Annotated in this window: 22 protein-coding genes; 7 read left to right on the forward strand and 15 right to left on the reverse strand. The window is 60.7% G+C overall.

Going from position 1 to position 24,226, the window contains the following annotated elements; genetic code table 11:
• Window positions 1-54: 54 nt before the first annotated feature.
• The 3 genes from AB5Y84_RS08790 to AB5Y84_RS08800 all read right to left on the reverse strand — a co-directional run bounded on the left by AB5Y84_RS08790 (window position 55) and on the right by AB5Y84_RS08800 (window position 3,774).
• The gene (locus tag AB5Y84_RS08790; protein WP_368176784.1) at window positions 55-1,614 is read right to left on the reverse strand and encodes a methyl-accepting chemotaxis protein; all 1,560 of its coding nucleotides are present in this window, start codon (window positions 1,612-1,614) and stop codon (window positions 55-57) included.
• Between the two features lie 137 nt (window positions 1,615-1,751).
• The gene (locus tag AB5Y84_RS08795) at window positions 1,752-2,051 is read right to left on the reverse strand and encodes a hypothetical protein (protein ID WP_013723462.1); all 300 of its coding nucleotides are present in this window, start codon (window positions 2,049-2,051) and stop codon (window positions 1,752-1,754) included.
• A 118-nt stretch (window positions 2,052-2,169) separates the two neighbouring features.
• Entirely contained in the window at window positions 2,170-3,774 is a 1,605-nt protein-coding gene (locus tag AB5Y84_RS08800; protein WP_368176785.1) for an ABC transporter substrate-binding protein, read from the reverse strand.
• A 184-nt stretch (window positions 3,775-3,958) separates the two neighbouring features.
• Here AB5Y84_RS08800 and AB5Y84_RS08805 point away from each other — a divergent pair, with 184 nt between their 5' ends.
• Window positions 3,959-4,666 carry a ParB-like protein gene (locus AB5Y84_RS08805; RefSeq protein WP_368176786.1) on the forward strand — a complete coding sequence of 236 codons (708 nt, stop codon included), beginning with the start codon at window positions 3,959-3,961 and terminating at the stop codon, window positions 4,664-4,666.
• An 85-nt stretch (window positions 4,667-4,751) separates the two neighbouring features.
• On the opposite strand, the gene AB5Y84_RS08810 is transcribed toward AB5Y84_RS08805, so the two are convergent.
• Entirely contained in the window at window positions 4,752-5,411 is a 660-nt protein-coding gene (locus tag AB5Y84_RS08810; RefSeq protein WP_368176787.1) for a CatB-related O-acetyltransferase, read from the reverse strand.
• Between the two features lie 284 nt (window positions 5,412-5,695).
• Here AB5Y84_RS08810 and AB5Y84_RS08815 point away from each other — a divergent pair, with 284 nt between their 5' ends.
• Window positions 5,696-6,124, forward strand: a complete 429-nt coding sequence (locus AB5Y84_RS08815) for a DUF2753 family protein (protein WP_005335785.1) — start codon at window positions 5,696-5,698, stop codon at window positions 6,122-6,124.
• 17 nt (window positions 6,125-6,141) lie between these two features.
• Here AB5Y84_RS08815 and AB5Y84_RS08820 read toward each other — a convergent pair whose 3' ends face one another.
• Window positions 6,142-6,891 carry an enoyl-CoA hydratase-related protein gene (locus tag AB5Y84_RS08820; RefSeq protein ID WP_047434550.1) on the reverse strand — a complete coding sequence of 250 codons (750 nt, stop codon included), beginning with the start codon at window positions 6,889-6,891 and terminating at the stop codon, window positions 6,142-6,144.
• Window positions 6,892-6,981: 90 nt separating this feature from the next.
• Here AB5Y84_RS08820 and AB5Y84_RS08825 point away from each other — a divergent pair, with 90 nt between their 5' ends.
• From AB5Y84_RS08825 to AB5Y84_RS08835, 3 genes are all read left to right on the forward strand, one after another.
• Window positions 6,982-7,431: a copper chaperone PCu(A)C gene (locus AB5Y84_RS08825; protein WP_368176788.1), complete on the forward strand. Its 450-nt coding sequence runs from the start codon at window positions 6,982-6,984 to the stop codon at window positions 7,429-7,431.
• Window positions 7,432-7,526: 95 nt separating this feature from the next.
• Window positions 7,527-8,159, forward strand: a complete 633-nt coding sequence (locus AB5Y84_RS08830) for a TIGR04219 family outer membrane beta-barrel protein (protein ID WP_005354809.1) — start codon at window positions 7,527-7,529, stop codon at window positions 8,157-8,159.
• 128 nt (window positions 8,160-8,287) lie between these two features.
• The gene (locus AB5Y84_RS08835; protein ID WP_368176789.1) at window positions 8,288-8,968 is read left to right on the forward strand and encodes an SDR family oxidoreductase; all 681 of its coding nucleotides are present in this window, start codon (window positions 8,288-8,290) and stop codon (window positions 8,966-8,968) included.
• Between the two features lie 92 nt (window positions 8,969-9,060).
• Here the strand turns inward: AB5Y84_RS08835 and AB5Y84_RS08840 are convergent, their stop codons facing one another.
• Complete coding sequence (locus AB5Y84_RS08840; protein ID WP_042062982.1) at window positions 9,061-10,785, reverse strand: proline--tRNA ligase; 1,725 nt, start codon at window positions 10,783-10,785, stop codon at window positions 9,061-9,063.
• A gap of 274 nt (window positions 10,786-11,059) precedes the next feature.
• Here AB5Y84_RS08840 and rlmD point away from each other — a divergent pair, with 274 nt between their 5' ends.
• The gene (rlmD, locus tag AB5Y84_RS08845; RefSeq protein ID WP_368176790.1) at window positions 11,060-12,412 is read left to right on the forward strand and encodes a 23S rRNA (uracil(1939)-C(5))-methyltransferase RlmD; all 1,353 of its coding nucleotides are present in this window, start codon (window positions 11,060-11,062) and stop codon (window positions 12,410-12,412) included.
• An 80-nt stretch (window positions 12,413-12,492) separates the two neighbouring features.
• Here the strand turns inward: rlmD and AB5Y84_RS08850 are convergent, their stop codons facing one another.
• The 3 genes from AB5Y84_RS08850 to AB5Y84_RS08860 are packed head-to-tail and all read right to left on the reverse strand — an operon-like array spanning window position 12,493 to window position 15,969.
• Entirely contained in the window at window positions 12,493-13,059 is a 567-nt protein-coding gene (locus AB5Y84_RS08850) for a membrane integrity-associated transporter subunit PqiC (protein WP_042052434.1), read from the reverse strand.
• Window positions 13,056-14,705, reverse strand: a complete 1,650-nt coding sequence (gene pqiB, locus AB5Y84_RS08855) for an intermembrane transport protein PqiB (protein WP_267512528.1) — start codon at window positions 14,703-14,705, stop codon at window positions 13,056-13,058. Before pqiB ends, AB5Y84_RS08850 begins: the two co-directional genes overlap by 4 nt.
• A complete protein-coding gene (locus AB5Y84_RS08860) occupies window positions 14,698-15,969 on the reverse strand; it encodes a paraquat-inducible protein A (protein ID WP_040066978.1) in 1,272 nt (423 codons plus the stop codon). The genes pqiB and AB5Y84_RS08860 overlap by 8 nt, the downstream gene beginning before the upstream one ends.
• 176 nt (window positions 15,970-16,145) lie before the next feature.
• Between AB5Y84_RS08860 and hfq the strand changes: the two genes are divergently transcribed.
• Window positions 16,146-16,505 (forward strand): RNA chaperone Hfq, encoded by a 360-nt coding sequence (gene hfq, locus AB5Y84_RS08865; RefSeq protein ID WP_005335772.1) that lies wholly within the window; start codon window positions 16,146-16,148, stop codon window positions 16,503-16,505.
• Between the two features lie 132 nt (window positions 16,506-16,637).
• Here hfq and AB5Y84_RS08870 read toward each other — a convergent pair whose 3' ends face one another.
• The 6 genes from AB5Y84_RS08870 to AB5Y84_RS08895 all read right to left on the reverse strand — a co-directional run bounded on the left by AB5Y84_RS08870 (window position 16,638) and on the right by AB5Y84_RS08895 (window position 24,181).
• Window positions 16,638-17,228, reverse strand: coding sequence for an HAD family hydrolase (locus AB5Y84_RS08870; RefSeq protein WP_368176791.1), 591 nt, complete (start codon window positions 17,226-17,228; stop codon window positions 16,638-16,640).
• A 66-nt stretch (window positions 17,229-17,294) separates the two neighbouring features.
• Window positions 17,295-18,398, reverse strand: a complete 1,104-nt coding sequence (locus AB5Y84_RS08875) for an EAL and HDOD domain-containing protein (protein WP_368176792.1) — start codon at window positions 18,396-18,398, stop codon at window positions 17,295-17,297.
• 4 nt (window positions 18,399-18,402) lie between these two features.
• Window positions 18,403-20,043, reverse strand: coding sequence for a diguanylate cyclase (locus tag AB5Y84_RS08880; RefSeq protein WP_368176793.1), 1,641 nt, complete (start codon window positions 20,041-20,043; stop codon window positions 18,403-18,405).
• 254 nt (window positions 20,044-20,297) lie between these two features.
• Window positions 20,298-22,334: an exoribonuclease II gene (locus tag AB5Y84_RS08885; RefSeq protein ID WP_368176794.1), complete on the reverse strand. Its 2,037-nt coding sequence runs from the start codon at window positions 22,332-22,334 to the stop codon at window positions 20,298-20,300.
• A gap of 99 nt (window positions 22,335-22,433) precedes the next feature.
• Window positions 22,434-23,333, reverse strand: a complete 900-nt coding sequence (locus AB5Y84_RS08890; protein ID WP_368176795.1) for a LysR family transcriptional regulator ArgP — start codon at window positions 23,331-23,333, stop codon at window positions 22,434-22,436.
• Window positions 23,334-23,542: 209 nt separating this feature from the next.
• Window positions 23,543-24,181, reverse strand: a complete 639-nt coding sequence (locus AB5Y84_RS08895) for an acyl-homoserine-lactone synthase (RefSeq protein WP_368176796.1) — start codon at window positions 24,179-24,181, stop codon at window positions 23,543-23,545.
• Between the last annotated feature and the right edge of the window lie 45 nt (window positions 24,182-24,226).

Raw genomic sequence — 24,226 nt, forward strand, 5'->3', positions numbered from 1 at the left:
CAGGCAAAGCGAAAAAAGCGCGTCTTGTGACGCGCTTTTTTGATCGCTGTCGCTTCAATGTCTGAACTGGTTGATCAGCCGCGAGAGATCCTGCAGCCGCTCTACCAGCAGGGTGATGCCATCGAGGGCCTGCCTGCTGTTGTCGGCGGTGTGGCTGGCAAGTTGGTGGATCTGGTGCACCCCTTCATCGAGGGTCGCCGTCACATCGGCCTGCTGACTCACCGCCTGGGCGATCTCGTCACTGGTGCGGGTCACCTGCCCCAACATTTGGTTTATCTGGGTGAGCACGTCGGCGGTGGTGCCCGCGTGCTGCTGGCAGCGCACCGAGGTCTGTGCCCCTTGTGTCATCCCGTCCGACAGCTGTCGTGTAGTCTGTTGCAGCGCCTGGATCATCTCGTGGATCTCGCTGGTCGAGGCACGGGTCTTCTGAGCCAGCGCCCTCACTTCATCCGCCACCACGGCAAAACCGCGCCCCTGTTCGCCAGCACGGGCTGCCTCGATGGCTGCATTGAGTGCGAGCAGGTTGGTCTGGTCGGCGATTTGACTGATCACCTCCAGAATACCGCTGATCTTCTGGCTGTCGCTGGTGAGCTGGGCCAGCACGGCGTGGTTGGCATCCAACTCCTGATGGAGTTGGTTGACGGCGGAGCGGGTGGTCGCCAATGCTTGCAGCCCCTCATCGGAGACCTGCTGTACCTCTATGACCAGATTGCTTGCCTCATGGGCACTGTGGGCCACATCCCGAATGGAGTGGCTCAACTCGGTGATGGCGGTCGCCAGCTGCTCGCTGTGGGCGCGCTGCTGCTGCAGATGAGTATCAATGGTCTGGATATTGCCCCGGTCATCTTCGGCTGCCTGCAGGATCTGCTGGTTGGTGTCGGCACTGCGCCCGACCACGGCCTTGAGCTCGGCCTGCTTCATCCGCAGGGCCAGTTCGACGGCCGCCAGAGTGTCGCGCCGTCGGGTGTAGAGCACCTGACAGAGGCGGGTTCCCTTGTCTTGATCGGCAAGGGTGAGCAGATGAGCCAGCCGTTGCTGCAGTCGCCAGCCGTGGATTGCCTGTGCCAACAGCAACAGAGCGGTGGGCAGCAGCCATAACAGGTTGCCGGTGGCAAAGGTAGCAAGGGTAGTGAGCAAGGCAGAAACGGAGAGCCAGAGGGTCAGCTGACCCGGTTCAATGTGACACCGGCTCAGCCAGGGAAGTGCCTTGCCGCTTCGCAGCAGGCCATAGAGCTGCTCGGCCCAGGCCACATCGCTGGTGGCGGGTTTGGTGCGCACCGACTGGAACTCGACGATCTCCTTCTGCGCATTGAGGATCGGGGTGACGTAAGCGTTTACCCAATAGAACTGACCGCTTTTGGCGCGGTTCTTGACCAGCCCCATCCAGCTTTTGCCCTGTCGCAACCGCTGCCACATGTCGGCGAAGGCCGCCTTGGGCATGTCGGGGTGTCGCACCAGATTGTGGGGCACCCCTTCCATTTCGGCCGCACCATACCCGGCCACATCACAGAAGTGCTGGTTGGCATAGGTAATATGACTGGCGGGATCCGTGGTCGAGATGAGTGCGATGTTGTCGGGGAAGTGTATCTCCCCCTCCTGATGGAGTCTGGTCATGTGTCGTTCCTGAAAAATCCAAATAACTGATAACTATGTTTTTTATTGTCGTTCTCAGTTAATCATTCTAAGGCTCTTCAGTGACCCGAACTTGGCTTGGGTCAATTAATCAACACAATGAATTGATGAAGTAAGGGTCAGCTGGCCGGGGTGAAATCGTGAACTTCGCCCTTTCTTGGGGCGAGGCGAGGATCATCATCTTTGTACTCATGTACAAGCTGCATGGTTTTGCAGAAGCTGGCTTGTTTGTCGTACTCCTGACGAGCCAACTCGATGGCCCGCTCGGCCCGGCGCCGCTCCATCTTGTCAGACTTGCGATCGCTGAACTGTTGCTGCTGGTGCAGCATCCAGCCGACAAACTCTTGCTGGCATTGGGATTCGCTATTGGCCTGCGCAGGCAGGGTCCACAACAACGAGAGCAGTATCAAATAACGCATGTCTGACTGGGCATTGAAGATTAATTGAACAGAAGGGGCGGCATTTTAGGCTGGAAATCGGGGTGTGAACAGTATCAATAGCGAGGCCCTGCGGGGCCTCGCATCGTTGTGGCCGGTGTCAGTGTTTGACGAGGTACAGCTGGCGGCTGTAGGCCACATCTTCCGGGTTGTTGATGGGGTAGCCCTTGAGCCATGGCTTGATGAGGCGGGCATTGGTGTACTGGTAGATGGGGGCGATGGGGGCTTGAGCCAGCAGGATCGTCTCCGCCTCACCAAACAGCTTGCTGCGGCTGGCGGCATCCTGAGTGCTGGCCGCCTCTGCCAGCAGCTGGTCATAACGGGCATTGGCAAAGCCTGCCATATTGCCGCTGTGACGAGAGCCCCACAGGCCAAGGAACGCTGACGGGTCGTTGTAATCGGCGACCCAGGAGGAGCGGATCACCTCGAACTGCCCGCTTTGGCGGCTGTCGAGATAGGTTTTCCACTCCTGATTGGTCAGCTCGACCTCTGCGCCCAGCTTCTGCTTCCACATGCTGGCAATCGCCAGCGCCATCTTCTTGTGAATTTCCGCGGTGTTGTAGAGCAGGGTCAGCTTGAGCGGCTTGTCCGGGCCATAGCCGGCCTCCTTGAGCAGGGCCTTGGCCTTGCTGTCCAGCGCCGGTTGGCTGCTGGTGGAGAGCAGGTTGGCGGCCGGGGTGAAGCTGGCGGTCACATCCGGAGTGAAGTGATAAGCCGGTTTCTCGCCGGTGCCGAGCACCTTGTCGGCGATCAGGGCGCGATCGATGGTGTAGGAGAGCGCCTTGCGCACCCGCACATCGTTCAGTGGCGCCTGACGGGTATTGAAGGCGTAGTAGTAGGTGCCGAGCTGATCCGGGGTGTAGACCTCATTCGGGATCTGTTGCTTCAGCTTGTCGTACTGCTCCTTGGGGAAGGATTCGGTGATATGCAGATCGCCCGCCAGATAGCGGTTGGTCGCCGCGCTCTCCTGATTGATCGGCATGAAGATCACCTTGGTCAATACGGTATGGGCCCGATCCCAGTAATAAGGGTTGGGGGTCAGCTCCAGCTTCTCGTTGACCACCCGGTTGTTCAGCACAAAGGCACCGTTGCCTACCAGTTTGCCGGGTTGGGTCCACAGGTTGCCGTACTGCTCGATGCTGGCCTGATGGAGCGGCGACAGGCTGGGGTGGCTCAGCAGGTTCAGGAAGTAGGGCACCGGTTGGGAGAGGGTCACCTGCAGGGTGTGGTCATCAAGGGCCTTGACCCCCAGTTCGCTGGCAGGCAATTTTCCAGCGACTATTTCGTCCACCTTGTCGAAACGGGCCAGCTGGGCGAACCAGGCGAAGGTGGCCGCCTCTTTCGGGTCGACCAGCTTGCGCCAGCCGTAGACGAAGTCACCGGCCTTGACCGGATCGCCGTTGGACCAGCGCGCATCCGGGCGCAGATGGAAGGTAAAGAACTGGTTGCCCTTGTTCTCCCAGCTGGCCGCCACCCCGGCAACCGGTTTGCCATCCGGCCCCTGGGTCAGCAGTCCCTCGAACAGGTCCCGCAGTACCTGCAACTCCGGCAGGCCGACCAGCTTGAGCGGGCTCAGGCTCGCAGGTTCATCCTTGAGGTGGCGAACGACAATCTGCTCGGCGGCGAGTTGTGTTCCGGCGGGAATATCGGCAGCCTGGACAGCAGCACAGCCCAGCAGGGCCAGCAAGGGGGTCCATCCTTTCATGGGTCGGATCCTTCAAATAGTGTGAAGCGGGGAGAAAACTCGGCGAGAAAATATCGCCGACAGATGGGAAATCATGATATCCCGTTTGCTGGTCTGACCGCCAGCATTCGACTCTCACTCCCAATCGGGGTAGAAGAGCGTTCCCGGCGTCTGTGCAGTTCAATGTGGTGAGGAGTGTCAAACGATGAAAGCATGGTTATTGCTGGCCTGTGTGTTGAGCCAGAGTGCCTGGGCGTTGGCCCCGTGCCAGAGCGACACGGCGGTGGGAAACTGGTGCGAGATCGGCATCGATGCCTTGCACCCGACTCAGGGGGGCGTCGGCCAGATCCAGGTTGATGAGACTCAGGCCACATTGGCGGGCATGAGCGCAAAGCAGCTCGACAAGTTGATGAAAAAGAAAGAGATCCCCGTGGTGATTGCGCCGGATGGCAGCTACTGGCTGGTGGACAGGCACCATCTCACCAAGGCGTTGTGGCAGCAGGGCGTCAGGGATGCCCGGGTCAAGGTGATTGGCCGTCTGCAGGATAAAGCCAACTTCTGGAGCCAGATGCAGAACAACCACTGGGCCTGGCTCAAGGATGAGAAGGGACAGCCGCTGACCCCGGAGCAGTTGCCGAGCAGCATCGACAAGCTGCCTGATTATCCCTATCGCACCCTCGCCGGACTGCTGCAGAATGCGGGCTACTTTCGCAAGGACAAACAGATCTATTTCGTCGAGTTTGCCTGGGCCAGCTGGCTCGGCAAGCAGATGCAATGGATGCCGGTGGACAGCGCCAATCTGGCGGCCCGCCTGCAACAGGCCAAACGGCTCGCCTGCGGCAGCGATGCCAGTGACTTGCCCGGTTATCCCGGCAAGCAGTGCAGCCTCAACCAGTCCAAAAGCGCGCAATGAGTGGATGTGCGATGACGGCATCCAGAGCATGCCGGAGATAAAAGAGGGCGNCGCCCTTCTGTTGTCAGCTACTGGTTAGCGGTGGTCACTCATGGCGCTCCGCCCAGCGGGCAGCCGCCTGTTCAAGCTGGGCGACGTCACCTTGCTGGATCAGCGGTAGCAGATCGTTGACCTGTTGATCCGGCCAATCCCACCAGGCGAGGGCCTGTAGCCGGGCAATCTCCTCCTCGCCAAAGCGCATCCGCACCCCCCTGGCCGGGGTGCCCGCGACCATGGCATAGGGCGGCACATCCTGATTGACCAGCGAACGGGCGGCGATGATGGCGCCGTCGCCGATGGTGACGCCGGGCATGATCATCGCCTCCATGCCGATCCAGACATCGTTGCCGATGCGGGTATCGCCAGCGGGGCGGTAGCTGCGCTGGAGCGCTGCCAGATCGGCGAACGGATAGGTGCTGATGAAGGACGTGTTGTGGGTGTGGTTGCCGCCCATGATGATCTTTACCCCGGCGGCAATCTGCACATAGTCGCCGATATGGAGACGGTCGATATGCCAGAGCGGCTCCCAGCCGGTTTCCGGGCTGCGGCTGAAGGGATCGCCATGGAGGTAGCGCACTGCCACCTCTTCGAAGGGGCCATCCCAGGCACCCGAGTAGTAGCTGTGCTGTCCCTTGAGGCAGATATTGGGGTTGGTCACCGTCAGGTGCAGGTATTCGACCTGCGACCAGTGTTGGCAGGTGTTCATGCTGGTACTCCTTTGCTGAATGGATCGGATGGGTTGCGTTCGCTTGAGCGCAGCTAATAGATCCAGACCAGCATGCGGGGCACGCAGAGCAGGGAGCAGCCCAGCATCTGCGGGAGGCGTGGTCGCATTGTGGTGTGCTCCAAAGAAGAGGGAAGGGCGCGATCATAAGGTCGGGCGCCGGGTTTGCCAAGGTTGCGCAGAGATCCTGCACTAACCCTCTGGTTGATATTTATTCTCAATTAGCCATGATAACACTCCCACCATGACGGACTCGGGAGAGCGAAATGACACCGCAAAGTTGGCAACGATACATGCTGGAGGCGGAGCGTGCCTGGCAGGCCGGTTCGCTGGGGGCGGCGATCTGCTTTTATCAGCAGGCGCTGGGGGATGTTTACGAGATGACCCAGGTCGAGTTGACCGAGCTGGCCACCATGCGAGTCGCCACCTGTCACCGGCTGGCCGACTTCTGGCGGGCGATGGATGAGCCGACTTACGAGCTGCGCTACCTGAAACTCGCCTCCGAGCTGGTGACGGCGCTGGTGCCACAATGCCCCAACCGGGAGTGCGAGGCGCTGATCAGCGAGCTGGGTTGCTGTCGTGGTGCCCTGCTCGCCTTTCTCAAGCGCCACCCCAATCCGGAAATTGCCCGGCTGATCCAGCTGCAGGACAAGGTGCAGGGCTGCGAGCTGATCGGCCGTTTTCGCCTCAACTGAACGGATGTGGGCGCGGCTCAGCCCCGCCGTTTGAGTTTCTGGGCGATGCGCTGCTGCGCCTCTTCCCCTTGCAGTGCTTGGGCGAAGGCGCGCGCTTCCAGATCGATGACAAAGTGCACCGCCTGTTTGAGCTCCTGTTTCAGCAGCGCCTTGCTCTTTTGCAGCGCTCTGGGCGGTTTGGCCGCCAGCTTCAGCCCCTGCTCGCGGGCAAGGGAGAGCAATCCATCGGCCGCCACCACCTTGTTGGCGAGCCCGAGTCGCAGCGCCTCCTCGGCATCAATCGCCTCGGCCAGCAGCAACAGCTCGGCTGCCTTGAGGTGACCTACCAAGCGCGGCAGCAGCAGGCTGGAGGCGAACTCCGGCACCAGCCCCAGCTCGACAAAGGGAAGCTGCAAGCGGGCGTTATCCGCCAGATAGACCAGATCGCAGTGCAGCAAAATGGTGGTGCCAATCCCCACTGCCGGGCCTGCAACAGCGGCGATCACGGGTTTGGGGAAATCGGCCAGGGTGTGGAGGAACTGCAGTATGGGGTCGTCGGGCTCCAGCGAGCTCTTGCCCATAAAGTCAGCCAGATCATTGCCCGCGGTAAAGCAATCCTGCTGCCCCTGCAACAACAGGACATGCACCTCCTCATCGGCTGCCGCCTCTCGCAGCGCTGCCACCAGTTGCTTATAGAGCTCGGTATTGAGAGCGTTGCGCTTGTCGGGGCGGTTGAGGGTCAGGGTGAGCAAGCCATCCTGCTGCTCGGCAATGAGAATGGGGGCCATGTCTAAATCCTTGTTATTGAAAGGTGCAAAAAAGGTTGCTGCTGGGGTAACCTTGGCGCCGTTTAACAACATCATAAAAGGATTTCAACCATGTTTAAACGTGCGTTTTATTCTCTGCTGGTTCTGGGTATGACGGCGCCTGCACTAGCCAAGGTCGAGGCCGTCGACGGTTATGTGCGGCTGCTGCCGCCGGGCTCCCCCAACACTGCCGCCTTTATGGTGCTGAAGAATGACGCCGACCAGCCGGTCAAGCTGGTGGCGGCGGCTGCTGCTGCGGCCGGGCGTGCCGAGCTGCACACCCACCTGCACGAAAATGGCGTGATGAAGATGCGTCAGGTCGAGAATATCGAGATCCCGGCCAGGGGCGAAGCGGTGCTGAAACCGGGCAGCCTGCACATCATGCTGTTCGAGGTGGGCACGCTCTCCGAGCAGACTCCTTTCCCGCTCACCCTCACCATGGATGATGGTCAAAAGCTGGATCTGTCACTGCCGGTGAAGCCGATTGAGCCGATGGCCGAGATGAAGCATATGAAGCACTGACATTTGTCGTCGTTTGTTCAGGATTGACGCTGGGTATTTTGGCTGCACCGAGTAAAATAGTGCTCTTTTCCATGTATGCAAGAGGAAGTGACGTAATGAAAAAGACGCTGATTGCCGGTTTTGTGCTGGCTCTGTGCAGCCAGAGTGCCATGGCCGCTGACGACTGGCGTTTTGCCGCCGGTGCCGACGTATGGGCCGCCAAGGGCAGTGGTCAGGCTTATGGCACCAGTGCTGATGGCAGCTATGACGACAGCTACAACTGGAACGGCTATCTGCAACTGGAACACGGTATCATCTTCCTGCCGAACGCCAAGTTTGAAGTCTCCGATTTCAGCACCTCCGGCGGCAACTTCAAAAACGATCTGACCGCCTACGATCTGAGCCTCTACTACCGTCTGTTCAACAACGATCTGTTCAAGATCGATCTGGGTATGACCGGTCGTCACTACGATGGCGAGCAGGTCTACTTCGGTCGCAAGGGTTATGACGAAGATACCCTGATGGCCTATGCCGGCAGCGAAGTGAAGATCCCGGGCACCGGCATCGCCTTCTTCGGCGATCTGCGCACTCACGATGCGGACAACTATGACTACCGTCTGGGTGGTTCCTACAAGTTCTCCTCCATGCCGATCAAGCTGCGTGCCGGCTGGCGTGAAGCCAAAGTCGACTTCGCCAATATCGACCAGTCTGTCGATGGCTGGTTCATGGGCGGCGAATTCACTTTCTAATCTGACGTTGTCTGACAACGGGGGTGATATTCTTCGCCAACATCTATCAGAGCATTCTGTCGATGGATGGTTCATGGGCGATGAATTCACTTTCTAATCTGACCGTCGACTGACGACGAGGAGCGATAATGGGCCACATCATAGTGACAGGTGCCGGTTCTGGTCTCGGCCGGGCGCTGACCATAGGTCTGGTTGAGCGGGGCCATCAGGTCTCCATGATGGGGCGCCGTTATCAGCGACTGCAGGAGCAGGAACAACTGCTCGGCAGCGCGGTAATCGGCATCGCCGCCGATCTGGCGCACCATGAAGAGGTCGACGTTGCCTTCGCCGCTGCGGTGGAGTGGGGCGGGCAGCCCGACATGGTGATCCACTGCGCCGGGGTGGGCGAGTTTGGCCCGGTCGGTGTCTACACCGCCGAGCAGATCCGCCGGGTGGTGGAGAGCAATCTCATCTCCACCATTCTGGTGGCCCAGCAGACGGTGCGGCTTATCGGCGACAAGGGCGGAGTGCTGGCCAATGTGCTCTCCTCCGCCGCGCAGGTGGGCAAGGCCAACGAGAGTCTCTACTGCGCCTCCAAATGGGGGATGCGCGGCTTTCTCGAATCCTTGCGCGCCGAGCTGAAAGGCTCGCCGTTGCGGCTGGTGAACCTCTACCCGAGCGGGATCTGCAGCGAATTCTGGGACAACTCGGATCACGTGGACCCGAGTGGCTTCATGACTCCGGAAGATGCGGCGGCCTATATGCTCGACGCACTGGAAGCCAGAAGCAGCTGCCACGTGACCGACCTCTTTATTGGTCGCAATCCCTGAGGCTAAGCCAGCCATCCGGTTGCCGTCGTCCGCACACAGAAACAAAAAGCGCGCCAAATGGCGCGCTTTTTTATATCGGGAAGAGGGCGGAATTAACGGCCCAGCTTGGCCTTGAGCATGGCGATGATGTCGCTGATGGCCACTTCCTGCTTCTCGCCGGTGCGGCGGCACTTGTACTCCACCACGCCGTTGTCCAGACCGCGATCGCCGATGACGATGGCGTGCGGGATGCCCAGCAGCTCCATGTCGGCGAACATCACGCCCGGGCGCTCTTTACGGTCGTCGAACAGCACGTCCACACCGGCGGCTTTCAGCTCGGCGTAGAACTGCTGTGCCTGCTCGGCCACGCGCTCGGACTTGTGCATGTTCATCGGCACGATGGCCACTTCGAACGGAGCGATGGCGTCCGGCCAGATGATGCCGTACTGGTCGTTGTTCTGCTCGATGGCGGCAGCCACCAGACGGGAAACCCCGATACCGTAGCAACCCATCTCCATGGTGACGGACTTGCCAGCTTCGTTCAGCACGCTCGCCTTCATCGCTTCGGAGTATTTGGTACCCAGCTGGAAGATGTGGCCCACTTCGATACCGCGCTTGAGCAGCAGCTTGCCCTGGCCGCACGGGCTCGGGTCGCCTTCCACCACGTTGCGCAGGTCGGCAACTTCGTAGGTAGCGATGTCGCGATCCCAGTTGGCACCGGTCAGGTGGAAGCCGGTTTCGTTGGCGCCGCAGACGAAGTCCGCCAGATGGGCGGCGCTGCGATCGACGATGATGCGACCGGCAAAGCCGACCGGGCCGATGGAGCCTGCGTCGCAACCGGCGGCAGCTTTGATCTGCTCGTCGTTGGCGAAGGTCAGCGGGTTGGCTACGCCAGCCAGTTTCTCGGCTTTGATTTCGTTCAGCTCGTGGTCGCCACGCAGTACTAGCGCGATGACGGCCTGCTTGCCGTGCTCATCTTCCTCTGCCAGTACCAGCAGGGTCTTGGCGATGGCGGTCGGCGCCACGTTCAGGAAGGCAGCCACTTCGTCAATGGTGTGGACGTTCGGGGTGGCAACCTTGGTCAGGGCTTTGGTTGCGGCAGCGCGCTCACCAGCCGGTGCCAGCGCTTCGGCCATCTCGATGTTGGCGGCGTAATCGGAGCTGTCGGAGAAGGCGATCAGATCTTCACCGCTCTCGGCCAGCACCTGGAATTCGTGGGAACCGGTACCACCGATGGAGCCGGTATCGGCCTGCACCGGACGGAAGTTCAGACCCATGCGGGTGAACGCCTTGCAGTAGGCGGCGTGCATCTTCTCGTAGGTATCGACCAGAGACTCTTTGTCGATGTGGAAGGAGTAGGCATCCTTCATCAGGAATTCGCGGCCACGCATCACGCCGAAACGGGGGCGTACTTCGTCGCGGAACTTGGTCTGGATCTGGTAGAGGTTGAGCGGCAGCTGCTTGTAGCTGTTCACTTCGTAACGTACCAGCGCAGTGATCACCTCTTCGTGGGTCGGGCCCAGCACGAAGGGACGGTTGTGGCGGTCGGTCAGGCGGCACAGCTCGGGACCGTAGTCGTCCCAGCGGCCGGACTCCTGCCACAGCTCGGCAGGCTGAACCACCGGCATGGAGACTTCGACGGCACCAGCATTGTTCATCTCTTCGCGAACAATGTTCTCGATTTTCTTCAGTACCCGCAGACCGGTTGGCAACCAGGCATACATGCCGGAGGCCAGTTTACGGATCATCCCGGCGCGCAGCATCAGCTGGTGGCTGACAACTTCAGCGTCGGAGGGGGTTTCCTTGAGAGTGGAAAGCAGATATTGGCTGGTACGCATCGCGGTAGACCTTAGCTAGAACGGGCGCGGGGCCCAGGATAATTTCAAGGGCGGAATTTTAACAGGCTGGGCGTTATGGCCCAAGGGCTAAATTTGCCGCAACCCGAAAGGTGGCCACGCTCGGCAGATGGCCAGGAGTAATGACCATTGCAACAAGCAGGCTTTTTATGCCTGCAATTTGGCCGGATCTCCGCTAAACTCTGCCACCTTTTCTCGATGGGCATGGCTCTGCCGCGTTCATCACCCCCCATTTTTAGTACTTTTGGAGCCGCTCATGCCGTTAGTGGGACATCAACACCAGATCGAGATCCTGGAACTGACCGACAAAGGAGATGGCAAAGGACGCCTGTTCGATCGCCCCCTGTTTGTCGAAGGTCTGCTGCCCGGTGAGCAGGCGCTGGTGGAGCTGACCGAGGTCAAGCCGAACTATCTGCACGGCAAGGTTGCCGAGCTGCTCCAGCCCTCCGCCGATCGGGTTGCCGATTTCTGCCCCAACACCGAGTGCGGTGGCTGTCAGGTGCGCCCGCTGGCCTATCCGGCCCAGCTCAAGCTCAAGCAGGCTTTGGTGCAGAGCGCACTGGAGCAGGCTGGGCTGGGTGATACTCCGGTCAAGGATATCCTTGGCATGGAGAGCCCGTTCGCCTATCGCAACAAGGCGCAATATGCGGTGCGTGGCTGCGAAGCGGGTGCCGAGATCGGTTTTTATCGCAAGCACTCCCACGATCTCATCACTGCCGATGATTGCGCGGTGCAGGACTCACTGCACGTAGAGCTCAACGCCCGGGTGCGCAGCTGGATGCGCGAGCACGACATCGCCGCCTATGACGAAGTAAACCACAGCGGCTGCGTGCGCAACCTGATGACCCGCAAGGGCTTCAAGAGCGGCGAGCTGATGGTGGTGCTGGTCACTTTGGGTGAGGCGCTGCCGTTCGAAGCCGAACTGTTGGCAGCCCTGAGCGATCTGCCAGTCACAACCCTGGTGCAGAACATCAACGATGAGCGCACCAACCGCATTCTGGGCGCGACCAACCGGGTGCTGCTCGGCGAAGGGGTGATCCGCGACAAGATCCACGAACTCGAGTTCGAGATCTCGCCGCTCTCCTTCTTCCAGAACAACCCGACCCAGACCGATGTGCTTTACTCCAGCGCCCTCGAGTATGCCGAGCTGACCGGTAACGAGACGGTGTTCGACATCTATTGCGGTATCGGTACCATCTCCCTGTTCCTGGCTGGCAAGGCCGCCAAGGTCGTCGGGATCGAGTCGGTGGAGAGCGCCATCAGCGATGCCCGCCGCAACGCTGCCCTCAACGGCATCGAGCACACCGAATTCCACGTCGGCAAGGCCGAGCAGCTGATGCCCGAACTGCACGCCCAGGGCGTGACCGCTGACGTGGTGGTGATGGACCCGCCGCGCAAAGGCTGTGACAAGGCGGTGCTGCAGACCCTGGTCGCCATGGCGCCCCGCCGTCTGGTCTATGTCTCCTGCAACCCGCAGACCCTGGCCCGCGACCTTGCCTGGCTGGTCAAACAGGGCTTCGTGCTGGACGAAGTGCAGCCGGTCGATATGTTCCCGCACTCCATGCATGTGGAAGCGGTTGCCCGCCTGAGCCTGCCTGCCAAGGCATAAGTCGCCCCCGACTCTTGCCCATAAAAAAACGACGCCAGCTGGCGTCGTTTTTTCTATCTGATGCTCGCAGGTTGATGTGCTCAACCCTGCTTGCGCACCTCGGCGGCGATCTGGTCGAGCAGCTGTTGCCAGCCCTGACCCAGCTCGTTCACCAGTGCGTTGTAGCCATCGGCTGGCAGCACCCGCTCCTGACGGAAGGGGGCATCGCGCAGCACGGTGCCATCCTCCGCCAGCAGGCGCCAGCGACCGCTCAGCACGGCGCTGCCGTCATGACGGCCCTGAAAGCGCTCCACCAGAATGGTCAGCACCGGCCCCTTGCGGGCGCCATCCTGCCGTACCACCCAGCCCGGCAGGCGGGTGGAGAGGCCATTGAGGGTGAGCTGGTTGAGCTGATCGTCCAGCGCACCGGCCCAGCGATGGTACTCGGTGAAGTGCAGCTCTTGCCCTTCCAGCTGATAGACCAGGCTGATCCGGTCGAGCTGGCTGGCCAGTGCCACCGGGCGCAGCACCAGCTGGTGCTGCGGTTGGGCCGGGGCCGTTACGGGTTGCTGGTTGTCGGCATCGAGCGAGTAGTAGTGCAGGCTTGGCTGGCTGCTGCAACCCGCCAGCAGGCCCAGCAGGGCCAGCGTCAGGATCTCTTTTTTCATTGTTTGCCTCGCTTGGGCTCAGGGTCCGATGGATGCGCGCGATCGAAGATCAGCGAGCTGGGCTGCTCGTTGAGGGAGTGCACCAGCGGCTGCAGTTCGCGCATCAACTGATTGAGGGTCTGCACCGACTGACGCAGGTCCTGATTGGTCTGCGACTGGGCATCATAGGCCTGCAAGGTCTCCTGCAACTGCTTGAGGCTCTCGTTGAGCGAGGCCGGCAGTTGCTGGGTGGAATCCTTGGCAGTGAGCTTGTTCAGGTTGGCGCTGACTGCACTGATGTTCTTCAGGGTGTCATCCAGGGTGGTGAGTGACCCGTTGACCTTGGTCAGGGTGGTTGCCATGTCCATGTCGACAAACTTGTCGAGGATGAGGTTCACCTTGCGCTCGATCTGATCCAGCCCGCCCTGCACGGTGGGGAAGACCTGATAACCGGCCAGCTTGGCCTGTTCGAAACGTGGCGCGTCCGGATAGAAGTTGAGATCGATGATCTTGCCACCGGTCAGCAGGCTCGAGGTCTTGAGGCTGGCACGCAACCCTTCCTTGAACTGCTTGCCGAACAGGGCTCGCCACTGATCCTTCTCCGCCTTGGCATAGCGGTGGGAGAGGCGCTGTACCTCGATGCGAGCCAGCACCGGGATCTGGCGGCTCTTGAAGATCTGCACGCCCTTGTCCTCGATGAGGTAGGGGGCGGAGATGACGGTACCGACCCGGATACCGCGATACTGCACCGCCGCGCCCGGGTGCAGGCCACCCACGTTGTCATCGAACAGGAAGACGTAGTCGATGAACTGATCCAGACTACCGGCCAGCACGCTCGCCTCATCCTGGAACAGGGTGAACCCTTCCATCTGTTTGACCGGTTCGCCAGGCGCCCAGCCGGGTGGCAGACCCATGGTAATGCCGCCATCGATCAGGCTCTCCAGCGAATCCATCTTCACTTTCATCCCCTCGCTGCTCATGGAGACCTCGAAGCCCGGGGTCATCCAGAAGCGGGAGTTGCTGCTCACCAGAATGTCATAGGGGGCGTGGATGAAGATTTGATACTGCATCTCGCTCTTTTCCGGCAGGAACTTCGCCTCTTCTACCTGACCTATGGTGAAGCCCTGATAGTTGATGGGGGAGCCTTCTCCCAGCGCGCGGGTGTCGCGACTGCTGAGGGTGAGACGCAGCCCCTTGGCATCGAGGGAGGCGAGCGGCGGTTTGTCGAGCATGGCGTACTCGTCCCGCGCCCGACCTTTCTTGCCGGGGGCGAGCTCGATATAGGCGCCGGAGAGCAGGGTACTCAGACCCGATACCCCTTCACGGCCCACTCTGGGCTTGACCACCCAGAACTGGCTGTCACCGCGCAGCATGCCGGAGGCGGCATTGGTCAGCCGTCCTTTCAGCACCGCATGGCTGTAGTCATCGCTCAGCTCGACGGCCTCGATGCGGCCGACGTCCACTTCGCGGGAGCGGATCACCGTCTTGCCGGCGACTATGCCCTCGGCAGTGGCGACTGTCAGGGTGAAGCTTGGGCCCTGGGAGTACCAGTGCTGGAACAGCATCCAGAGACCGATGAACAGCGCCAGCAGGGGCACCATCCAGATTGCGGCGGCAGAGCTCAGAAAGTCAGAGCCCGGTTTCCACCTTTTTTTACGCTCACTCACGTTCGCGTTCTCCTTGTTGTAAATCCCAGATCAGGCGGGAGTCGAAACTCATGGCGGCGACCATGGTGATCAGTACCACACCTGCAAATGCGACGGCCGCAGGGCCGGGGTAGATGGTCATCAGATTGTCGAGCCGGATCAGGCCCGCCAGAATGGCCACCACGAAGACGTCGATCATCGACCAGCGTCCGACAAATTCGGTCATGCGATAGAGTTTGAGCTTGCCGAGGGGGGAGGTGACATTGCCGCGCTGCACCATATAGCAAAGCCAGAATAGCGCCAGTATTTTTACCAGCGGCACCACCACGCTGGCGAAAAAAATCACCGCAGCTATGGGGTATGAGCCCATGGCCCACAGCAGCACCACACCGCCTAGGATGGTGGAGGGGCTGTCATCACCGAGAAACACCGTATCCATGATGGGATAGACGTTGGCCGGAATGTAGAGAATGGCGGAGGTAAACAGCAGCGCCCAGGTGCGGTTCAGGCCACCCGGCTTGCGCGCATGCAGCTTGCCGCCGCAGCGGGAGCAGCTGTGGCTGCCCACCTCGCTCAGAGCGCCACAGATATGGCAGCCCACCAGACCTGATTCCAGCGCACCCGCTTCCGGGTCGATATCCCGCGCCTCGGTAGGGCCGAACAGCCGCTGCCACAGCCACATCTGATCCAGCGAGGAGATCATCTTGATGAGCAGCACCGTGTAACCGACGAAAGCCCAGAATGACAGCCCCATCTTGATGTCGGCCATCCCCATCAGCTTGACCAGCGAGATGAGCACCCCCACCAGAAAGACATCCACCATCAGCCAGGGTTTGATCCGGCAGAGCAGACGGCCGAGGGAGCGCAGGGCATTGCTGTGCAGATCTTTATCGACCCGCCACAGCACCAGCATGATGGAGCCCATATAGACCAGCGGCAGGCCGATCAGGGTCAGGCTCAATACCGCGCCGAGAAACAGATAGCCCTCATCCACCAGGGTGGTGATGCTCTGCAAAAAGGTCATCTCCTGGCCCACCCCTTTGGCCGAGAAGGACATAAAGGTAAAGGCATTGGCGAGCACGAACATGATGAGTGCCGCGAACCCGTAGGAGATCGGCCGCAACTCCTGCTGTGGCAGGTGGCGACTCAGGGTGTGCCCACAACGGGGGCAGCAGCTGGCCTGTCCCACCTCGAGCGGTGTGGCCGGTATCAGCAGGTCACACTCTTCGCAGGCAGTGGCATCATGGACATAGGTGGTGTGGTGTTGGTGTGAAACCGGATGCAAGATAAAACCCCAGATAAGGCCCGTGGTAGAGCCAGAGCTGGCGATTATCGCAGTTGTACCGGTCAGCGACCAGCCCCCGGAGGCCGCTATTGCTGGCGGGAGTGAGAATGACTTTGACAAGCCAGTGCCCATTTAGCACAATCAAACGCCACTTTTTTTCCGCGGGACAATAATTTATGACAACTGAATCCCCCAGCTACTCCACGATTGAGCAAGCCTTCTCCCTCGGGAACGGGCAAGATTCTGCCCTCAACTGGTTGCGCAAGAACCGCAGTCAGGTCGCTATTTTTCTGGTGAGCGGCATCAAGCTGGAAGGCACCATCAGCGGGTTCGACCAGTACAGCGTGCTGCTGACCGATGCTCATGGTAACCAGCAGCTGGTCTACAAGGCCAAGATCTCCACCATCGCCATGCACACCGGCCGTCCGCAGGTGAATATCCAGCGTGCTCGCAAGCCACGTGTCTCCATGGCGCCGCGCCCCCACGGTGCGCCGGGTCGTTATGACGACAATCAGGGCGGCGGCAACAACGAGTAATCGTCTGCCCCGCACTCCCCGTTGATGCGCCCTGCGTCAGCGACTGACGGAACCTGCTCTCATTTTCATTCATGTCCCGTATGAGAGCCGGTTCCGGTTATCGCCCCTTGCAGGGCGATATTTTTTTCCGCACTACGCCGTTATGCCGACCGGTTTGCCCTCTTTGACCATGCAGGTCTGCATACCCGCCGCCTCTCCGGCCTGTACCCCGATTCCGGTATCTTCAAACACCAGACAGCCTGATGGCTCGACCCCCAGCTTGCTGGCGACCAGCAGGAAGGTGTCCGGATTGGGCTTGTGCAGCTCCACATCGTCTGCGGTGACCACCACAGAGAAGTAGCGATCCAGCCCGGTGTTGCGCAGCACCGCTTCGGCGTTGACGCGGGGCGAGCCGGTGCCAATCCCCATCGGGATGGCGCCATGATAGCGCTCGACCAGCGCCTGCATGGCCGGAAAGACGGTCGCCTTGTGCAGGTTGGCCACATAGTGGGCGGTCTTGCAGCGGGTGACTTCGAGCGGATCGAGAGGGATCTGCTGCTCCTGTGCCACCAGCAGGGCTATCTTGCGGCTCGGCATGCCCCCCAGCTCATAGAACCAGTCGGCGTCGAAGTGAAAGCCAAACTCGCGGGCGGTATGTTCCCAGGCGGCGAGGTGCAGCGGCATGGAGTCGACCAGGGTGCCATCAAGGTCAAAGACCAGACCTTGGAATCCGGAAAGGGTCATGGTGCGGGGTCTGTCTCTGAAAAAGGGGAGCCCATTCTAGCCAGTGGTTCTCTGCCTCGCCATCACCTAGCTGGTGAGAAACGCTTGCCCCCACATTTGTGACTGAAAATAGACGGGGGTGAGCTGGGCCGGATCGAGTTGATATTTGGGGGCAAGCTGTTCCAGCAGGGCCCAGTTGCCCTGTTCATAGGTGCTGACCAGCTGAAACAGATGAAAGAGTGGCCCTTCGTGCAGTTCGATGGCGCGCTGCACGCTCTTGGGCAGGTGGGCCATCAGCGGCTCCGACAGCAGGGAGCCATCGAGAACCAGTCCTACCAGAAAGGCCCAGCTGGCCTCTGCTTTACCGAGGGCGGTGAGGGCAATCAACTCGCAGAAGCGGCCGCGGGCGATAGCCATGCGGGTGCAGGCCTCCGGCATGTGCTGGCTTACCCGAGCCAGACCGTTGATCAACACGAACTTGCGGATCTCCTGCTCCCCCAGATAGGAGAGGGCGCGGGGCACCGAGGTGATGGGGGCGGCATGATCGAAGCCGGGGGCGTTGACGTAGGTGAGCAGCAGGCCGGGCAGCCAGGCATCCTGCTCCAGCAGGCGGGCTACCTGGGCGAAGGAGAACTCTTCGTGGCAGATGAGCTGGAGGATCTGTTGTACCAGCGCCATATCGGGCTGGTTGGCCCGCTGATTGACCAGCTCGGGACGGGCGAGAAAGCCGCCGGCAAAGAAGTCGACCCCCGCCTCCCGCAGCGGGAGAAAATCCGCCCAGGTTTCGATGTTCAGCGCCATCCGCTTGTGTTCGGTGGGCTGACAGATCCCCTCTTCTCCCATCCAGTACACCAGCAGGCGGCTGGCGCCGAGCCAGCGTGGATCCCGGTTGGCGCCATGTACCGCCAGTCTGCGCCGACTGTCGCGCCACTGCTCCAGCACCGGGAACGAGTTGGGTTGGCGTGCACTGGAGGCTTCAACCAGCGGGATCGCGTCCTGATCCAGTAGCAGGGGACGCTGTTCATCGAGCTGTTCGTGGGTGAAGGGAACCAGATATTGACGCCCCTGCGCCAGCAGGCGGCAATGTTGCGCCAGTGAAGGCCATTCGGCCGGTGAGCTGAGCTGATAGTCGATGCCGTAGGCCACCAGAGCCAGGCGACGATTGAAGATAGGGTAGCGACGCAACAGCATGGGATCACCGATAGGCCAGAGTACGGGCCCTCCCTTGTGACTTGGCGTGGTAGAGCGCCTGGTCAGCCTGTTCGGTCAGGGTCTGCCATGCTCCGTCCAGGGAGGGAACCAGATAGCTAAAGCCTATGCTAACCGTAATGAAATCAGCAACCCGCGAGGCGGGATGGGGCATTTTTAGGCGGGCAAGACCATCGTGGATCCGCCCGGCCAGCTGTTCGGCCTCACCGGGTTGGGGGGCGCAGAGCAGAATGACGAACTCCTCCCCGCCGTAACGGGCGACCAGATTGGTGCAGCGCCGTTCAGCATCCCGCAGCACATGGGCCACCTGTTGCAGGCAGAGATCCCCCTTGGCATGGCCGAAGTGGTCGTTGTAGGCCTTGAACTCGTCGACGTCGATCATCAATACCGCCAGCAGGTTCTGGGTGCGCCGTGCCCACTCCCACTCCCGCTGCATGGTGATGTCCCACTGGCGCCGGTTGGCGATGCCGGTGAGGGGGTCTTCCAGCGACAGCAGGGAGAGGCGGTGATTGGCCTCCTCCAGCGCACGGTTGGTCTCGGCCAGCTGCATGGTGCGCTCGGCGACCCGGGCCTCCAGCTGGCGGTTGAGGGTTTCCAGCTGTTCCTGAGTGCGCTGGCGGATCAGCAGTTGTGACAGAATGGCTGCGTACTGTTTGAAGATCTCGCTCTGATAGGCTTTGAGCGGACGGTGCCAGAGCAGGTTGTCGGCGGCGATCCAGCCGATGGGAGTGGTGCCATCCCACAGCGATACCATGGCGTTCCAGCCATGGCCCACCTGCTGCTTCTCGTAGTAGAGGGGGGTATCTTCCATCACCAGCACGTAATCCTTGCGCCTGAGCGCCTCTTGCACCGTGGGGTGATCCGGAATGGGGCTGATGAAGTTGTGTTCATCCATCAGCTCGCCCTCTTCGCTGGTGCCCCAGGTGCCGCGCATGGTCTTGCCATCGGGTTCGATCAGGAAGATGGCGACCCGATCGAACTGCAGCTCCTTGCGGGCCAGCAGCACGGCATCCCGCAGCAAATCGTTCTCGCTGCGACTGCGGGAGAGGGTGACGCTGACCATGTGCAGCGCCTGCAACATGGTGAGGAAGGAGCCCTGCAGTGCCTGACTCTGTACCAGATCGGTCTGGGTATGGAGCCGCTGGTCCCGCTCCTGATTGACCTGGTTGGAGAGCAGGTGATTGCTGAGCTCGGCCGTCAGATAGTGAATAAGGAGCTGGATACCCTGACGCTGGTGGGAGGAGAGGCGGTCGATGCGGCGGCGGGTCTCCAGATAGATGACCCCTTCCAGTTTCATGTGACGCTTGAGAGGGAAACAGGCGCGTAACTGCGGCTGGGCGGGCTCCACATTTTCGCCGGGATCCGGCGGTGCTTGGAGCTGCTCGATCACCAGTTGTCCCTTCTCCATCGCCTTGTCGATCAGGTGGTGGGGCAGGGTCAGTTGACCGAGATGGGCGAGATCAAGCGTGGTCAGCCCGTGATCGAGCTGAAAACTGTAGAGCTGCGGTTCGGGGGCTTTCAGCCAGAGGTAGAGGCGTTCGGCATCGGTCTTTTCACGGATGGTGGCGAGGCTCACTTCGCATAACTGAGCGAAGTTGGTGAAGTGTTCCGGGTCCCATTCCTGCATACCAATATCCCTTGGATTGTACCCAAGCGAGTATAGACATATTTCTCCTTGATTAATATGTCAGAAAGGAGAGGTGGCGCACATAATGGTTGCATTAAGCCATTCTGGTGGAGACATTCACTGCGTTCTCTGCCAATCGTGGTTAGAACTGTGTGCCATAACGGTATATATGGCAGCTTGTAGGGCGGGATGCCGGGTAAAAAAGAGCCCGCACGATGGCGGGCTCTCGGGCAGATCAGATGATTCTGCGCGGCTTATTCTGCCTTGGGGGCAGCCTCAGCGGGTGTTTCACTGCTATCGGCTGGCGCACTCTCGACCGCCGGGGCTTCCGGTGCCGGACCCGGTACCAGATCTACCGCCGGTTTGGCGATAAGGGAGCGGGTCTCTTCTACCGCTTCGGTCAGCTTCACCTCGATGAGCTGGCCGAGCTCGTAGACCACCTCAGTCTTGTCCAGATAGACGCGGCCGTTGTCCCAGTTGCACTCCAGTCGATCCTTGTTGTCGAGGATGTGACGGGCAGGCATGAAGACCACGGCGCCGTTCTCCTGCAGACGCAGCTTGAGACCGGCACGCATCACGTCGATGATCTCGGCGTTGAATACCTGATCGGTGCCGGCGGCAGCTTTCAGGTAGCGCACATAGAGCCAGTCACCGATGTCGCGCTCCACCATGCGGTGCAGGCGGCGGCAGGCGGTCAGGTGCTCGGTGAGCTCGGTGCTCGGGCGCTCGCCCGGGGTCTTGCCGGCGATGACCGCTTTGAGCAGACGATGGTTGACCATATCGCCGTATTTACGGATTGGGGAGGTCCAGGTGGCGTAGGCATCCAGACCCAGACCGTAATGGGCGCCCGGTTCGGAGGACATCAGCGCATAGCTCTGGAAGCGGCGGATCTTGCCATCCAGCCAGCGGGTATCGAGGTTGTCGATCCAGCGTCGCAAGGCGCAGAAGCCGGAGAGGCTGGCGATCTCGTCGCGCTCGAACGGGGCTTCGGCACTCTTCAGCAGGTCGATGGCGCCGTCGAGGGACTCTTCGTCAAAGCCGGTGTGAACGTTGAAGATGCCGTAACCGACGCTCTTGCCCAGCACGCGACCGGCACAGATGTTGGCGGCGATCATCGACTCTTCCACCATGCGGTTGGCGATGCGGCGCGGCTCGACGTGGATGGCCAGCACTTCGCCATTCTCGCCCAGCTCGAAGTCGTAGTCGGGACGATCCGGGAATACCAGCGCATGCTCGGTGCGCCACGCGATGCGCGCCTCGGTCATTGCCTTCATCAGCGGCAGCTGGGCCAGTACACCTGCGTCGATGGACAGCTCTTTGCCATGCTCGGCCCAGTCGGAGACGTCGTCGTAGTTGAGACGGGCGTGGGAGCAGATGCGGGCGGCGAAGAACTCGGTCTCCTCCAGCAGCAGACCATCTTCGGCGATGAGCAGACGGGCACACAGAGTGTTGCGCTCCTCGCCCTCTTTCAGGGAGCAGAGCTCGTCGGAGAGGGTACGCGGGATCATCGGCACGTTGCGGCCCGGCATGTAGACGGTAAAGGCGCGCTGGGCGGCTTCCTTGTCCAGCTCGCTCCCTTCGGCCACATAGGCGGTCGGGTCAGCGATGGCGACCAGCAGCTCCCAGCCGTTGTCCAGCTTGGTGATGGCCAGCGCATCGTCCATATCCTTGGTCTTGGCACCGTCGATGGTGAAGAAGGGGACTGCGGTCAGATCGCGACGTGGCAGCTCTTCCTCTTCGATCACCTTCCACTCCGGCAAATCAGCCGGCTCGACCTGGGCCAGATTGTGGCGCGCCAGCACCACCCACCAGGGCACATTGTGATCTTCCTGGGCGGCGATCTTCTGGATGATCTCGGCAGAGAAGTTGCCGTCGACCAGCGCATGGCGCTTGAGGGTCGCCACCACCCAGTCACCTTCCTTGAACTCTTTCTCATCCAGACCCTTCTTGACGCGGGCCTTGATGGCATCCTTGATCAGCGGATGGTCGGCAACCACGTTGAGGCGGTCACGGAACATCTTGACCCGGGCCACGAAGCGGGTGACGGACTGCTCCAGCAGGGTATCCGGCTCGGCCACTTCCTTCTCTTTTTCGGTGCGGATCAGGGCGGTCACCCGGTCACCGTGCATCACCTTCTTCATGTAGGGAGGCGGCACGAAATAGCTGGTCTTCTCATCGACTTCCAGAAAGCCGAAGCCCCGGTCCGAGGCGCGGATAACACCCTCTTTCTTCGGGATGTTTTCGCGGATTTGTTGCTTGAGCTGGGCCAGCAGCGGATTGTCTTGGAACATAAGTGAGGAACCTGAAGTGAAAACCTGGGTGGAGACCTGATGAAGGATCGCCCAGCACTATACGTTTTTAGCCCTGCAAAGCCAAGGTGAATGGCCTGCTCAGCGTGGTTTCAACTGCGATCTGGCATGGTCGATAAGGCGTTGGGAGAGCTGCTTGTGAACCCCTTTTTCCAGTACCCAGCGGTGCCAGTAGAGGCGTTCCGTCAGGACGTGGTCGGGACTGAGGTTGAGCAGTGACACGCCTGCGAGCTGGCCTCTTATCTGCAATTCGGGAATGAGACAGTAGGCCAACCCCTGCTCGGCCATGGCGACGAAGGCCTCTGACGAGTGGACCGTATGGCAGGGATAACCGCCGGGCTCCAGCCCGAAGTGTTCCCTCATAAAGCTCACATGCATGTCATCGCGCTGATCGAACGCCACCGCCGGTGCCTTGGCCAGCGCCTCGCGGGTCAGGCCGTGAGGGAAGTGACGGGCTACGAAGGCGGGGCTGGCGGTAAGCAGATAGTTCATCTCACCGAGCTCATCAACGCAGCAACCCGCCAGCGGCTGGGGATGCAGGCTGACTGCACCAAAGGCCTGACCCTCGCGGACCTTGTCGAGGGTGCGGCTCTCGTCATCGACCAGCAGGTTGAGTTCGATGGGGTGCTGTTTCAACAAGGGGGCAATGGCGGGCAAAAACCAGGTGGCCAGGCTGTCGGCGTTCACTGCGATACTGATCCGGATTGGCCCCTGCGGCTCATCGGGGGCCAGCTCCCCCGCCAGTTCGAGCTCAAGCTGATGTACTTGCCGATAGTGGGCAAGCAGCTTCTGGCCGAGTGACGTGGCCTGCAGCGGCTGGCTGCGAATGAGCAGCGGCTCGGCAAACTGTTGCTCCAGCTGCTTGATCCGCTGGGAGATGGCCGACTGGGTAATATGGAGCGACTTGGCCGCCCGATCGAAGTTCTGCTCCTGCAGTACCGCATCCAGCGCACGCAGCAGTTTGTAGTCCAGCTCTTTCATCTTCTCCCCCTTCCGTTGCCCAAGGGCTGACTCTACGTCACTCGGCAGGGGACAACAATGGGCGGTGGAAGGGGCGTTGCGCTGTGATATCTGACAGTGGTGGTCTGTCTTGTAAGGAAGGCATACTGCTAGAGACCGCAGGGGGCAGCCCTGCGGGGTCATAGCGATACAGCGATACGTTTATCCCGGGCCTGTTTTCCCGGGATTTTTTATATCTGGGCCGCTAACTCATGCGAGCGATAGGTGGCAGTTTGATAGTGTCCGATAAGTGGCTGCGAGACCGCCTGCGCGAAGCGCTCATCCAGATGGAAGCGGATGCCAACGCCCCTTACCGCACCCAGATCGACCGCCTGCCGATGACCGAGCCGCTCGATGGGCAGGCCAAGTCGGCGGAAGATGCGCTCCACCGGCAGGCTGACGACGGCGAGCAGCTCCCGGATCCCGTGGGCATGGGCGAAGGCATAGACCTCGCGGAAGATGACACAAGTGAGTTCGCTGACGCCATTGCTCATGCGCGGTGCGCGCTGGGCATCGATAGCCAGACGGGTGAGTTCCCAGACATCGGGGGTGCGTGGCGCGCTTTCACCGGCAAGGGCGGTGGGGAAGATGGTGGGCAGCATATAGGCATCGGCACAGTTGAGCAGACGAATGCAGCCACACAGCCCTTTTTCATCCTCGATCAGAACCCAATGGGTGTCTGGCGTGTCGAAGCTGTCACGCTCCAGGCCCCGATGAGACTCGACATCCCAGCCTAGCCGGTCGGAAAAGACGCGATTTCGAAAGCGATAGAGTTCATTCTCCACCTCGTTTCGTGGATGTTCTCTCAATTTTCCTTTAAAAACCAACATTATGGACCCTCTATCTTGCTATTCGCCGTTATAATCACATGTCTG

Source organism: Aeromonas sp. s11 (assembly GCF_040907945.1).
Classification (GTDB): Bacteria; Pseudomonadota; Gammaproteobacteria; order Enterobacterales; family Aeromonadaceae; genus Aeromonas; species Aeromonas veronii.